13 protein-coding genes are annotated in these 13,310 nt (G+C 70.5%); 6 read left to right on the forward strand and 7 right to left on the reverse strand.

Translation table 11 applies throughout. The features are described from left to right. Window positions 1–5: 5 nt before the first annotated feature. Both AB0F44_RS20210 and AB0F44_RS20215 read left to right on the forward strand, forming a co-directional pair. Window positions 6–959, forward strand: a complete 954-nt coding sequence (locus tag AB0F44_RS20210) for a transporter substrate-binding domain-containing protein (protein WP_357358406.1) — start codon at window positions 6–8, stop codon at window positions 957–959. A gap of 17 nt (window positions 960–976) precedes the next feature. Further along, the gene (locus AB0F44_RS20215; protein WP_357358408.1) at window positions 977–1,771 is read left to right on the forward strand and encodes a DUF1684 domain-containing protein; all 795 of its coding nucleotides are present in this window, start codon (window positions 977–979) and stop codon (window positions 1,769–1,771) included. Between the two features lie 21 nt (window positions 1,772–1,792). On the opposite strand, the gene AB0F44_RS20220 is transcribed toward AB0F44_RS20215, so the two are convergent. From AB0F44_RS20220 to AB0F44_RS20240, 5 genes are read right to left on the reverse strand one after another with little or no spacing between them, the layout of a single operon-like run. After that, window positions 1,793–2,920, reverse strand: a complete 1,128-nt coding sequence (locus AB0F44_RS20220; RefSeq protein ID WP_357358410.1) for an LLM class flavin-dependent oxidoreductase — start codon at window positions 2,918–2,920, stop codon at window positions 1,793–1,795. Beyond that, window positions 2,917–4,002: an LLM class flavin-dependent oxidoreductase gene (locus tag AB0F44_RS20225; protein WP_357358411.1), complete on the reverse strand. Its 1,086-nt coding sequence runs from the start codon at window positions 4,000–4,002 to the stop codon at window positions 2,917–2,919. The genes AB0F44_RS20220 and AB0F44_RS20225 overlap by 4 nt, the downstream gene beginning before the upstream one ends. Continuing rightward, window positions 3,999–5,366, reverse strand: a complete 1,368-nt coding sequence (locus AB0F44_RS20230; protein ID WP_357358413.1) for an NtaA/DmoA family FMN-dependent monooxygenase — start codon at window positions 5,364–5,366, stop codon at window positions 3,999–4,001. Before AB0F44_RS20230 ends, AB0F44_RS20225 begins: the two co-directional genes overlap by 4 nt. Further along, on the reverse strand, window positions 5,363–6,589 hold the full coding sequence (locus tag AB0F44_RS20235) for an LLM class flavin-dependent oxidoreductase (RefSeq protein ID WP_357358415.1): 1,227 nt from the start codon (window positions 6,587–6,589) through the stop codon (window positions 5,363–5,365). Before AB0F44_RS20235 ends, AB0F44_RS20230 begins: the two co-directional genes overlap by 4 nt. Before the next feature lie 27 nt (window positions 6,590–6,616). Then, on the reverse strand, window positions 6,617–8,038 hold the full coding sequence (locus AB0F44_RS20240) for an MFS transporter (protein WP_357358417.1): 1,422 nt from the start codon (window positions 8,036–8,038) through the stop codon (window positions 6,617–6,619). A 118-nt stretch (window positions 8,039–8,156) separates the two neighbouring features. Between AB0F44_RS20240 and AB0F44_RS20245 the strand changes: the two genes are divergently transcribed. Further along, window positions 8,157–8,978, forward strand: a complete 822-nt coding sequence (locus tag AB0F44_RS20245; RefSeq protein WP_357358419.1) for a helix-turn-helix transcriptional regulator — start codon at window positions 8,157–8,159, stop codon at window positions 8,976–8,978. On the opposite strand, the gene AB0F44_RS20250 is transcribed toward AB0F44_RS20245, so the two are convergent. Then, a complete protein-coding gene (locus tag AB0F44_RS20250) occupies window positions 8,975–9,772 on the reverse strand; it encodes a helix-turn-helix domain-containing protein (protein ID WP_357358421.1) in 798 nt (265 codons plus the stop codon). The genes AB0F44_RS20245 and AB0F44_RS20250 overlap by 4 nt on opposite strands. 63 nt (window positions 9,773–9,835) lie before the next feature. On the opposite strand from AB0F44_RS20250, the gene AB0F44_RS20255 reads away from it, so the two are divergent. Further along, window positions 9,836–10,309 (forward strand): DUF3224 domain-containing protein, encoded by a 474-nt coding sequence (locus AB0F44_RS20255; RefSeq protein WP_357358423.1) that lies wholly within the window; start codon window positions 9,836–9,838, stop codon window positions 10,307–10,309. Here the strand turns inward: AB0F44_RS20255 and AB0F44_RS20260 are convergent. Then, entirely contained in the window at window positions 10,294–10,959 is a 666-nt protein-coding gene (locus tag AB0F44_RS20260) for a helix-turn-helix domain-containing protein (RefSeq protein ID WP_357358425.1), read from the reverse strand. The genes AB0F44_RS20255 and AB0F44_RS20260 overlap by 16 nt on opposite strands. Window positions 10,960–11,160: 201 nt before the next feature. Between AB0F44_RS20260 and AB0F44_RS20265 the strand changes: the two genes are divergently transcribed. Together AB0F44_RS20265 and AB0F44_RS20270 are read left to right on the forward strand one after the other, a co-directional pair. Continuing rightward, window positions 11,161–11,979: a methyltransferase domain-containing protein gene (locus tag AB0F44_RS20265; RefSeq protein ID WP_357358427.1), complete on the forward strand. Its 819-nt coding sequence runs from the start codon at window positions 11,161–11,163 to the stop codon at window positions 11,977–11,979. Between the two features lie 72 nt (window positions 11,980–12,051). Then, window positions 12,052–13,158, forward strand: coding sequence for a GuaB3 family IMP dehydrogenase-related protein (locus AB0F44_RS20270; RefSeq protein WP_350665549.1), 1,107 nt, complete (start codon window positions 12,052–12,054; stop codon window positions 13,156–13,158). Window positions 13,159–13,310: the final 152 nt, after the last annotated feature.

Raw genomic sequence — 13,310 nt, forward strand, 5'->3', positions numbered from 1 at the left:
GAACCATGAAGCTCAAGCTCGCCCTGGTCGCCGTCGCGGCCCTCGCCCTCGCCGGTTGCGGCAACGCCTCCGACACGCTCAGCGACGCCGAGCGTGGCATCGGGGCGGACGGTTCGGCCTCCGCCGAGCCGGCCGCGATCCCGACCCAGGACGTCGTCTCGGACGTCGAGGCGGACCCTGCGCTGACCGAGCGGCTGCCCGCCGACGTACGTAAGTCAAAGACGCTCGTCCTCGGCACCACCGAGGCGACCGGTGAGCAGGGGCTCCCGCACGGCGGCTCGGACCAGTCCGGCGAGCAGATCGGTCTCGACATCGACCTGCGCAACGCGCTCGCGGCCAAGCTCGGGGTGACCTGGAAGACGGAGTTCGGCAGCTTCGAGACGATTGTCCCGGGCACCCAGAGCGGGAAGTACGACGTCGGCCAGGCCAACTTCGCGGTCACCTCAGAGCGGATCAAGGTGGTCGACTACGCCACCTACCTGCTCGACGGGCAGTCGTTCGTCACCCGCGAGGACAGCGACCTCGATCAGGTCGAGAAGCTGACCGACATCTGCGGGCACACGGTCGCGACCTCGCCCGGCTCGAGCTTCCAGCAGATCCTCGAGGACGGCGCCGCGGAGTGCGAGAAGGCGGGCAAGAAGGCCTACGAGGTCGAATACTTCAAGGACAACGCCGCGATCCTGCTCGGTCTGCAGAACGGCAAGACCGACCTCTACTTCGGACCGACGCTGTCGCTGAAGTATCTGGTGTCCCACCAGCCCGGTCTGAAGTACCTCGGCGAGCTCAGCCTCACCGACGTCGGCTTCGTCGTCGCCAAGAAGTCACCGCTGGCGCCGCTGCTCGTCGACGCCGTCAATGCGCTCATCGCCGACGGGACTTACAACAAGATCTTCACGAAGTGGGACGTTTCGGACATAAAGCTCGACAAGTCGGAGTTCAATCCGAAGCCGGCATTCTGAACCTTCCGGGAGGACACATGACCGTCACCGACACCGACACCTTCGTCCAGGACTGGACCGCCTGGCACGAGGAGCACGAGAAGAAGCGCGCCTCGGCCCACGGGTTTCTCGCGATCACCTCGATCCGTTGGCTCGGCGAGGAGCCGGAGACGTACGACGACGTGCCGGGCGCCTGGTCGAGCGGCCCCGAGGGCATCGTGGTCTCGCTGGCCCCGGGTGAGTCGCTGGTCGTCGACGGCGTCGAGGTCACCGGCCGGCACTCGTTCGGCGTCATCGACGAGCGCGGCGGGATCACCGCCGAGTTCGGCGACGCGGTCGTCGAGATCGCCAAGCGCGGCGGCAACGACATCATCCGCCCCCGCCACCCCGACAACCCGGTCCTGACCGGCTACCAGGGGACCGAGGCGTACGCGCCGGACCCGAGCTGGGCCGTGCCCGGGCGCTTCGTCGCGTACGAGACTCCGGTGCCGACCACCGTCGGCTCGGTCGTCGACGGCCTCGAGCACGTCTACGAGGCCGTCGGCGAGATCGAGTTCGAGGTGGGCGACGCGGTGCACAGCCTGATCGCCTTCCCCGGCTTCGCGCCCGGCTCTCTGCACGTGCTGTTCGTGGACGAGACCTCGGGGAAGACGACGTACGCCGCCAACCGCTCGCTCTCCGTCGGCGAGCCTGACGCGGAGGGCAACGTGGTGATCGACTTCAACCGCGCGACGAACCTGCCGTGCGCCTACACCGACCACGCCACCTGCCCGCTCCCTCCGGCCGGCAACCGGCTTCCGGTCGCGGTCGAGGCGGGGGAGAAGAAGCCCTGACGCGTGCGGCCCGCCGCGGCCTCAGCGACCGCGGCGGGCCCACTCCTCGGCGATCAGCTCGTAGGAGCGGACCCGGTCGGCGTGGTCGTGGGTGATGGTCGTGAGGACCAGCTCATCCGCGTCGACGGCGCGCTGGAGGATCTCGAGTTGATCGGCGACCTGCTCAGCAGTGCCGACGAACTGGGTGTCGAGGCGGTCCTGGACCAGGGCCCGGTCCTCCTCGGTCCACTCCCAAGCACGGGCCTCGTCGGGGGTCGGGAACGGGATGGCGCCCTCGCCGGTGCGGATGGAGCGGACCCATAGGCCGTAGCCCGTGGCGAGCTCGCGGGCTTCCTGCTCGGTCTCGGCGACCACCACGTCGGCGGATACCGCGACATGGGGCGCGGTCAGGGTGTCGGAGGGCGCGAAGGCGGTGCGGTAGGAGTGGGCTGCCTCGAGGACGCCGGATGGGTTGACGTGGTAGTTGGTCGCGAACCGGAGGCCGCGCTTGCCGGCCACCTCGGCGCTCTCGCCGCCGCTGCTCCCCAGCACCCACAGCTCGAGCTCGGCGCCCTCACCGGGGACGACCCGTGCCGGGGTGCCGGCAGCATCGCGGTAGGTGCCCTCGATGAAGGCGAGGATCGTGTCGATCTGCTCGCCGTAGTCGGCGGAGGTCGCTCCGGGAAGCTGCAGGAGCTCCTTCTGGAGCTGGAACCGCGGCGACCCGAGCAGCCCGCTCGGATCGAACTTGGGTGGAACGAGCAGACCCTCCGGGGTGCGTCCGTCTACCAGCTCCACCGGGGCACCGACCGCGCCGGCAGACCCGGGCCTGCCGCCGGAGCGGCCCAGGCCGAGGTCGATCCGGCCCGGGAAGGCGGCGTCGAGCAGCCCGAACTCCTCGATCGTCGACAGTGCCGTCCGGTGTCCCATCAGCACCGCCCCGGAGCCCAGCCGGATGCGCGAGGTCGCCGCGCCCAGCAGGGCCAGCACCACCGCCGGTGAGGTGCCGGCGACCCCGGGGTTGAGGTGGTGCTCGGCGACCCAGTAGCGGTGGTAGCCGAAGGACTCGGTCGCCTGCGCGAGCGCGATGGCGTTGCGTACGGCATCGGGGCCGGAGGCCCCGGAGGAGACCGGCACGAGATCGAGGACTGACAGGGGAGTGCGGCTCATCGGTGTGCTCCGATCGTGGCGATGCTCTCGGCCGGGGAGCCCCAGCCCCAGGGCGGGTCGGGGAGGGCGGTCCGCAGCGGTGCGGCGACCTCGGTGGCGAAGAGCTCCAGACTGTCGCGGTGCTGCTGCTCGGTGAGGCCGCTGGCGTCGGCCTGGACGTGGACGACCTGGTGCCCGAAGCGCTCGTGGTAGCGGTGGACCTTCTCGACCACCTGCTGCGGCGACCCGACCAGCGCCGAGGACCGCTCGACGAAGTCCTCCAGGGTCGGGAAGACCGGCTCGAGCCCGAGGCCCGCCGGGAAGGCGAGCTGGCCCTCGAAGACCGGCCGATAGGCGGCGTACGCCTCCTGGCTGGTCGGAGCGACGAACAGCCCTGCCGTTCCGGCGCCGATCGCGATGTCGGCGGGGTCGTGGCCGTGGGCGACCCAGCGCTCGCGGTAGTGGTCGACCAGCTCGCCGTAGGGCTCGATCGGGTTGGTGACGTTGGCCGAGAACAGCGGGTCGCCGTAGCGCGCGGCGAGGTCGACGGACTCCTTCGAAGTGGCGCTCCCGTGCCACACGCGCACCGGCTGCTGCAGCGGCCGCGGCCACACCTCCGCTTCGACCAGCTCGGGGCGGAAGCGAGGCGAGGCGGTCACCCGATCCTGTCGCCAGAGCTTGCGGAAGATCTCGTACGACTCCGCGTTCCGGTCCCACTGATCCTCCGGCGTCACCTGGAACAGGTCGCGCTGGGCGGAGCCGTTGCCCTTGCCGATGATCAGCTCGAGCCGGCCGCCGGAGAGGTGGTCGAGGGTGGCGTAGTCCTCATAGGCCCGCACCGGGTCCAGCAGCGCCAGCGTCGTCACCGCGGTGAAGAGCCGGATGCGCTGCGTACGGGCGGCGAGGTGGGAGAGGACCACCGTCGGGGAGGAGGAGATGAACGGCCGCTCGTGCCGCTCCCCGACCCCGAAACCGTCGAACCCCAGCTCCTCGGCGAGGACGGCGTTGGTGACGACCTCCTGGAACCTGTCGTACGTCGCCTTCTGCTGCCCCGTCACCGGATCGGGCCGATGGACGATGAGCGTGATCGCCAGGAACCTCATCTGGTCGGCTCCCGCAGGCCGAGGTTCTGGCGGAGCGTGGTCCCTTCGTAGGCGGTGCGGAAGACGCCGCGCTCCTGGAGCAGCGGGACGACGTGGTCGACGAAGGGCGCCAGGCCGCCGGGGGTGATGTGGGAGACCAGGATGTAGCCGTCGGCGGCCTCGTTCTGTACGTAGGTGTCGATCGTGTCGGCGATCGTCTCCGCCGAGCCGATGAAGCTCTGCCGGCCGGTGACCTCGACGATCGTCTCGCGGGTGCTCAGCCCCTTCGCGCGGGAGACCGCCCGCCAGTGCTCGGCCTGCTCGAGCCGGTCACCGTGGCTGCGGGCGCTGGCGCGGCCCTTGGCGATCAGGTCCTCGTCCTCGCTCGGGTCGACCGTGGGCAACGGGCCGTCGGGGTCGTGGTCGGAGAGGTCGCGGTTCCACAGCTGCTCGAGCAGCTTGATCGCGGTCGCCGGGGAGACCTGCTGCAGCCTGATCTCACGGGCCAGCTCGACGGCCTCGGGGTCGGTGTCGGCGAGGACGAAGGTGGCCGCGGGCAGGATCAGCAGGTCCTCGTGGCGGCGACCGTACTTCTCCAGGCGTCCCTTCACGTCGACGTAGAACCGCTGGCCGTCCTCCAGGTGGCTGTGCCGGGAGAAGATCGCGTCGGCCTTCTGCGCGGCGAATTCGCGACCCTCCTCGGAGTCGCCGGCCTGGAAGATCACCGGGCGGCCCTGCGGGCTGCGTGGCACGTTGAATCGGCCGCTGATGTCGAACTGCGAGTCGTGGTGCTCGAACGCGCCCGGCGTCGGGGTCACAAGGAACTCACCGGAGGCCTTGTCGGTGAGGATCTCGTCGCCCTTCCAGGTGTCCCACAGCCGGGTCGCGGCGTCGAGGAACGTCTTGGCCCGCTCGTAGCGCTCGCCCTGCGGCAGGTAGCCGCCGCGCCGGAAGTTCTCGCCGGTGAACGCGTCCCAGGAGGTGACCACGTTCCAGGCGGCGCGCCCGTCGGAGAGGTGGTCCAGGGAGGCGAACTGGCGGGCCACCTCGTAGGGCTCGTTGAAGGTCGAGTTGATCGTGCCGGTCAGCCCGAGGTGGTCGGTGACCGCCGCGAGCGCGGCCAGGATCGCGAACGTGTCCGGCCGCCCGACCACGTCGAGGTCGTAGATCTTCCCGGCCTGCTCACGCAGCCGCAGCCCCTCGGCGAGGAACATGAAGTCGAACAACCCGCGCTCGGCGATCTGGGCGAACTCCACGAACGAGTCGAACTCGATGTGGCTGCCCGACGCCGGGTCGCTCCACACGGTCGTGTTGTTGACGCCGGGGAAGTGGGCGGCGAGGTGGATCTGCTTCTTCGGCCTGTCGTTGCTGCGCGGCGTGCTCATGCGGGCGTCCCCTCGGTGGTGGCGTAGCGGCTGGTGGGACGCGGCAGACCGAGCGCGCCCCGCAGGGTCGCGTCGGCGTACGCATCGTGGAAGAGCCCGCGCCTCTGCAGCTCGGGCACTAGCCGGCGGGTGATCTGCTGCAGATCGTCGGGGAGCACCGCCGGCCGCAGCCGAAATCCGGAGAGCCCGGCGGCGTGCCAGGTCGCGAGCAGGTCGGCGAGGTCCTCCGGAGTGCCGGTGAAGACCAGGGCGTCCGAGGCGTACGCAGCCCCGGCCGCCTCATCGAGGCGAGCCAGCCGTTCCTGGGCAGCTTGCTCGGTCTCGTCGAGGAGGACGACGATGTCGCCGAAGACGTGGACCGTCTCGCCACCGCGTCCGGCGGCGTCCTGCGCGGTCCGGATCTTGGCGGTGATCGAGGCGATGTCGGCCGCCGTCCGAGGGGTCACGAACCCGACGTCGGCCGAGGTCCCGACCAGCGCGAACGGCCGGTCGCGGTGGGCGAGGGCGGCCACTACCGGCTGACCCTGCGGCGGCCGCGGGGTGATCGAGGGCCCCTTCACGTCGAAGTAGCGGCCTTCGAAGTCGATGTAGTGGATCTTGTCCCGGTCGATGAACCGCCCGGTCGCGACGTCGCGGATCTCCGCGTCGTCCTCCCAGGAGTCCCACAGCCGCCGCAGCACCTCGACGTAGTCGGCCGCCTCGGCGAAGGCATCCCGGATCAGTGCCTTCCCCTCGGGCGTCTCCAGATCGGTGTACGAGATCTCCGGGAACTCGCGCCGGCCGAACAGCGCCGCGTCCCGCGGTCGCGGCGCGACCTGGACACGTACGCCGGCCCGGCCCCGGCTCACGTAGTCCAGCGTCGCGATCGCCTTGCTGAGATGGAACGGCTCGGTGTGGGTCACGATCGCCGTCGGCACGATGCCGATGTGCCTGGTCAGCGGGGCGATCCGGGATGCGATCAGCACCGCGTCGAGCCGCCCGCGCACCCGGTCGGTGCGCTCGTCGTCCTCGGTGCCGAACGGTGAGTCGGTCTGGATCGAGAGCGAGTCCTCGATCGTGACGAAGTCCAGCAGGCCGGCCTCGGCCTCCTGGACCAGACCGGCCCAGTAGCCGGGCTTCAGCAGATCTGCGGGCCGGGCGTTCGGCTCCCGCCAGGCGGCCGGGTGCCACCCGGCGCCGTCGAGAGCCACGGCGAGTCGAAGACGAGGTATGGGGGCACTCATGAGTAAAAGTCTACTGACTTCATCAACTTAGTGTGGAGAGTTTCGGAGGATGGACGGCGCCCGGGGCAGTCCGACGGCCACGAGCAGCGCCGCGACCAGGACCAGGACCGCGTTGACCGCGATCGCCACCTGGAGTGCCCCGAGCGAGGCGACTCCGCCGGCGGCGGTGGCGACGGTGGACATGATCGGGATGCCGAGCGCGATCGCGACCTGCTGGGTCATCATCGCCAGCCCGGTGGCCAGACCCTGCTCGTGGTCGGGGAGTCCGGAGGTCGCGGCGACCATGAACCCGACGATCGCGGCGACGTGTCCGATGGCGCCGATGAAGTTCATCAGGCCGATGAACCACAGCCAGCCGACCGAGGGCCCGATCAGGACGAGTGCGCCGGTCGTCACCGCCTGGAGAGCGAGTCCGCCCGCCACGGTGTTGCGTACGCCGAAGGCCTCGATCACCCGCGAACCCACGGATCCGCCGATGATCGCGCCCGCGCCCATCGCGACGAGCATCAGCCCGGTCTGCAGGGCGTCGAGGCCGAGGACGTGCTGGAGGTACATGGTCAGCACGAAGACCAGCGACGACTCGAAGGCGAAGGTCGCGAAGCCGGCGATGTTGCCGAAGCCGATGGTCCGTCGGGTGAGGATGTGCAGCGGCACCAGCGGGTGCGGGTGCTTGGTCTCGGCCCGCCAGAACGCGACCAGCAGCACCACCGCGGCGGCGATCGCCGCCAGCCCCCACCCGTCGGCGATGCCGGCCTCGCCCAGCCGGGTCGCGCCGTAGACCAGTGCGAGCAGCCCGGACGTCACCAGCACAGCACCCGGGAGGTCGAGCCGCGACCGCTCCCGGTCGGCGGAGTCACGCAGCACGAACGGCGCGACGGCGACCACCAGCAAAGCGATCGGGACGTTGACCAGGAATGCCCAGCGCCACGACAGCAGATCGGTGAGTACGCCACCGAGCACCGCCCCGGCGGTGAACCCGGTTGACATCACCACGCTGTTCAACCCCAGGGCACGCTGGCGCAGCGGCCCCTCCGGGAAGGAGACGGTGAGCAAGGAGAGTGCCGCCGGCGTGACCGCGGCGGTCGCGAGCCCCTGGGCGACCCGGGCCGTGAGCAGCAGTTCCGGCGAGGTGGCGATCCCGCCGAGCAGCGAGGCGGCGCCGAGCGCGACCATGCCGATCAAGAAGACCCGCCGCCGGCCGACGTAGTCACCGATCCGGCCGAAGAGCAGCGTGAACCCGGCCGCGCACAGCGCGAACGCGGTCGCGATCCACTGCACGTCGGCCTCGGCGAAACCGAGGCTCGCGCCGACGGTCGGCAGCGCCACGTTGAGGATCGAGAAGTCGACGGTGAGGGTGAACTGGGAGGCGAGCAACAGCAGGAGCACCAGCAGCTGTCCGCGGGTCATGGCGGCCGGGCGTACGGGCTCGGCCTGCGTAGTGAGGGTCATGACACCAACGCTCTGGCAGATGGCGTACGTCAGCCAGACACCTGTCCTGCCACCCACCCGCATGCCTGTCACTGACAGGGTCAGGAAGAAATCGCCGTGCGGCCGCACTATAGGAACCATGACGACCGAGCTCGGAGAGTTCCTGCGCAGCCGCCGGGCGGCGATCAGTCCCGAGGACGCCGGGCTGGTGTCCTACGGCGCCCGCCGCGTACCCGGGCTCCGGCGTGAAGAGCTGGCGATGCTGGCCGGCGTCTCTCCGACCTACTACACCCGGCTCGAGCAGGCCGACCACCACAACGCCTCCGACTCGGTGATCGACTCGCTCGCCCGGGCGCTGCGGCTGAGCGCGGAGGAGCACGACCACCTACGTCGCTTGGCGCGCCCTGGCACCGCCGCGCCGGCCCGCTACCGCGTCGAGCGGCCGAGGCCGAGCACGGTGCGGCTGATCAACGCCACGCCCGGGCCGGCGCTGCTGATCGACCATCGCAACGACGTGCTCGCCTGGAACCGGCTCGGCCACCTGCTGATCGCTCCCGAGCTGCCCTTCGAGCAGCCCGAGGACGTCGAGAACCGGCCCAACCTGACCCGGCGGTTCTTCCTGGAGCCCGGGGGTCGCGACCTGTGGGTGGAGCAGGCGGCCACCGCCTACTCCCACGTCGGGTTCATGCGCTACTCCTCCGGCCTCCACCCCGACGACCACCTGCTCAGCTGCCTGGTGGGCGAGCTGACCCAGAAGAGCGACGAGTTCGCCGAGCTGTGGGCGCAGCACCCGGTCAACGACTGCGGCTACGGCGTCAAGAAGTTCCAGCACCCGCTCGTCGGGCGTTTCGACCTCGAGTACGAGGCGCCGGTGATGCCCGAGACCAGCCACCGGATGTGCCTCTACCACGCCGAGCCCGGCAGCCCTGCCGCCGACGCCCTCGAGCTCTTGGCGCGCTAGAGGTCCTTCGCGTAGGTCGCCGGGGGAGCGCCGACGACGTCCCGGAAGGTACGCACCAGGTGGGCCTGGTCGCTGAAGTCCAGCTCCGCGGCGACCGCGGCCCAGTCGACCTCACCGGAGTGGGCGCGGGCGGCGACCTCCAGCACGCGGAACCGCTGCACGACCCACTTCGGGCCGATCCCGACGTACTCGCTGAACAGACGCTGCAGCGACCGCAGGCTCACGCCGGCACGCTCGGCGAGCTGCTCGGCGCGAGTGATCGAGCGGTCTTCCTCGGCGAGGGTCGCCCAGCGGCGTACGTCCTCGGCGACCGGGTCCGCGGGGAGGCCGACCTCCAGGAGGTAGGACTCCATCGCGGCGGCCATCTGTGCCGGGTCCGTCGAAGCGAGGATCCGCTCGGCCGCCGGCCGGTCGTCGACGCCGAGCAGCTCCTCCGCCGGAACCACCTGGTCGGCGATCGCGCTGACCCGGCTGCCGAGCACCGGGCGGAACAGACCGGGCAGGAACGAGACGCCGAGCGTGTGGCCGCGGCCGGTCAGATGCCGGATGAACGGGCGCCGGCCGATCCCGTGCACGAGCAGCCGGCCGTCTTCGGCGGCGACGTGGATCCGGGGCTGCGGGATGACCTGCTGATCGTGCGGGTGCTCGAGCTCCCAGGCGACGTACCAGTGGTAGTCCACGTGTCCCGCCAGCTCTGGTGAAACTGCGAACCGCTCGGTGGTGATCTTCCGGGCCGCCGTCACCGGGCGCACGATCGCGTCGGGATAGCCCCTGCCCTGTGTGTCGTCGGCCATGCCGCCAACGATATGGCGCGTTCCTTCAATCCCGCGTCCCTGTTCCCGGAGCAGGCTGGAGCCATGACCGAACAGACCACTGAGAAGACCTACGGCAACAAGGCGAGCACCACGATGACCGTCGCGCGCTGGCACGAGGCGGCCTACGTCGACATCGACGGCGAGGGCACCAAGATGGGCGACGATGTCTACATCCCGCACCGCGGCCTGACCACCGCCGAGACCGACTACACCTACGCCGGCGAGATCCAGGGCACGGGCGTCGCGAGGATGATCGGCGCCTACGGCAACCCCGTCGGCGGCGCGGTCTTCGAGGCGTACGAGCAGTTCACCGGCTCCATCGCCGGGCAGGAGGGCTCGTGCGTGTGGCGGATCAGCGGGACATACGCCGACGCCACCGTCCGCTCCCACCTCACCGTCATCCCCGGCCTCGGGACCGGCGGCCTCGAAGGCCTCGTCGGCGAGGCCGACATGGTCCTCTCCGAGGAGGGCGGCGGAGAGGCGTACGGCTTCGTCCTCTCCTACGACTGGAGCTGAACCCGTCCCGCCTCGATCCGGGGGCGGGGGACGTGGGCGGCGGAGGACTGGCCGAGCCAGGAAGGCAGGGCGTGGCGTACGTCGTGGGCGGCTGCGATGGTGACCCTCTCGGTGCGGAGCGCCATCGGCCAGGCGACGTCGCCGCGCCAGATCTCGGTGAGCGTACGCAGGCTGGCGGTGAGGCGCGCGTCGACCTCGAACCCTGGGTCGAAGTCGCAGACCTCGGCCTGGTCGGCGGCCACCATGAGCCACCAGCGGGCGACCTTCGGGTCGACATCGGTGAGCCGGAACTCGACCACCGTGCGCTGCTCCGGCCACACGTCGATCGGGATCGTGCGGCGCATGTCCCACAGGAGCAGATGGGGGTCGAGGTCGGCCTGGCCCAGCGAGCCGACCCAGCGCGCACCCCACTCGTTGAGCGCGGTGACGACCGTGGCGAGCTCCTGGCCGCTGGCGGTGAGGTGGTAGGACGTCCGCTGCCCCTCGCCGCGGCGCTGGATGATGCCCGCGCGCTCCAGCGTCCGCAGGCGCTTGGAGAGCAGGGCCGGCGACATCTTGGGCACTCCCCGGCGCAGCTCGTTGAAGTGGGTGCTGCCGAGCAGAAGCTCGCGTACGACGAGCAGCGTCCACCGTTCGTCGAGCACCTCCATGGCTTTCGCCATCGGACAGAACTGGCCGTATCCCGCCATCGAACCGCCTCCCCCTTGTGCAGTCCGAGATCCCTGTCCTTTCAGTAGACCGCTATCGGCGGCGGGCAGCAAGTACAGATAAGGAACTATCCGGGGCGGCGGCGCGGCGCGATGCTGGAGGCTCCAGATCTCCTCTCGGGTCAAACGTCCTTGGAGGATGACATGACCGCAACACCCGTCCAGCCGGAGCTGAAGGCCCGCCACCGCGTGATGTGGGGCCTCGGGAACTATGCCCGGGTCGCCGACGAGCTCATCCCCGAGCTTGGCCAGGTGCTCGTCGAGGCCTGCGAGATCGGGCCCGGCGACCGCGTACACGACATCGCCGCCGGCACCGGGAACGCCGCCATCCCTGCCGCCCTCGCCGGCGCGGACGTGACCGCGAGTGACCTGACGCCCGAGCTGCTCGAGCTCGGCCAGTCCCGTGCGGCCGAGGCCGGCGCCGACTCGATCACCTGGCGCGTCGCCGACGCCGAGGCGCTGCCGTTCGGCGACGCCGCCTTCGACGTCGTCATGTCCTGCGTCGGCATCATGTTCGCGCCGTTCCACGAGAAGGCCGCTGCCGAGCTGGTCCGGGTGGTGCGGCCCGGTGGCCGGATCGGCCTGGTCAGCTGGACCCCGGAGGGCTTCATCGGCCAGATGTTCGCGGCGATGAAGCCGTTCATGCCGCCGCCGCCCGAGGGCGCGCAGCCGCCTCCGCGGTGGGGCGACGAGACCCACGTACGCGGCCTGCTGGGGGAGAGCGTGACCTCCGTCCGTGCCGAGAAGCGGCTGGTCGCCATCGACTCGTTCGAGACCGGCGCGGAGTTCCGTGACTTCTTCAAGGCCTGCTACGGCCCGACGATCGTCGCCTATCGCGGCATCGCCGAGGACGCCGCCCGGACGGCGGAGCTCGACGCCGCGCTCGCGGACCTGGGGGACCGCTACCTCGCCGACGGCGTGATGAAGTGGGAGTACCTGCTGCTGACCGCGGTGCGTAGCTAGCCCGGTCGGTGGTGTGGCTCGGTGCGTGTGGCCTTTCCGATCTCGATCGGGTCCCGTGGAACAATCCGTCATGTGACTGAGATCGAGATCGGCCGGGCCAAGCGAGCACGACGGGCGTACGCCTTCGACGACGTGGCGATCGTGCCGTCCCGGCGCACCCGCGACACCACCGAGGTGAGCACCGACTGGCAGATTGACGCCTACCGTTTCGAGATCCCGCTGATCGCGGCGCCGATGGACTCGGTGATGTCGCCGTCGACCGCGATCGCGATGGGCAAGCTCGGCGGCCTCGGGGTGCTCAACCTCGAGGGCGTGTGGACCCGGTACGATGACCCCCAGCCGCTGCTCGACGAGCTGGCCGAGCTGAGCGGTGTCGACGCGACCCGGCGTCTGCAGGAGATCTACGAGGCCCCGATCCGGGCCGAGCTGATCACCGAGCGGCTGCGTGAGGTGCGCGCCTCGGGCGTCACCGTGGCCGGGGCGCTGTCCCCGCAGCGTACGAAGGAGTTCGCCAAGGCCGTCGTCGACGCCGGCGTCGACCTCTTCGTCATCCGCGGCACCACGGTCTCGGCCGAGCACGTCTCCTCGCAGGCCGAGCCGCTCAACCTCAAGGAGTTCATCTACGAGCTCGACGTGCCGGTGATCGTTGGCGGTTGCGCGACCTACCAGGCCGCCCTGCACCTGATGCGCACCGGCGCGGCCGGCGTCCTGGTCGGATTCGGCGGCGGTGCGGCCCACACGACCCGGACCGTGCTCGGCGTGGCCGTGCCGATGGCCTCGGCCGTGGCCGACGTCGCAGCCGCGCGGCGCGACTACCTGGACGAGTCCGGCGGCCGCTACGTACACGTCATCGCTGACGGCGCCGTCGGCCGCTCCGGCGACATCGCCAAGGCGATCGCCTGCGGTGCCGACGCGGTCATGGTCGGTAGCCCGTTCGCGCGGGCGACGGATGCCCCCGGCAAGGGATTCCACTGGGGCAACGAGGCCCACCACGCCGACCTGCCCCGCGGCGAGCGCGTCGCCTTCGAGCCCGTCGGCACCTTCGAGGAGGTCCTCTTCGGTCCCTCTCACGTCGCCAACGGCACCATGAACCTCGTCGGCGCCCTCAAGCGCGCCATGGCCACCACCGGCTACACCGACCTCAAGGAGTTCCAGCGGATCGAGGTCGTCGTCGGCTGACGATCGAGTCCTCGGTTCTGGCGAGCCGAATCCGCAGTTGTGGGTGACGAAACTGTCGTTTCGTCGCCCACAACTGCGTTTTCGGCAAGGTCTCGGCCGACGTACCTGACTTCTCGGCATTGCTTGGACGCCGACCTTCCATGTTCTTGGGC

Source organism: Nocardioides sp. NPDC023903, from assembly GCF_040639295.1.
Classification (GTDB): domain Bacteria; phylum Actinomycetota; class Actinomycetes; order Propionibacteriales; family Nocardioidaceae; genus Nocardioides.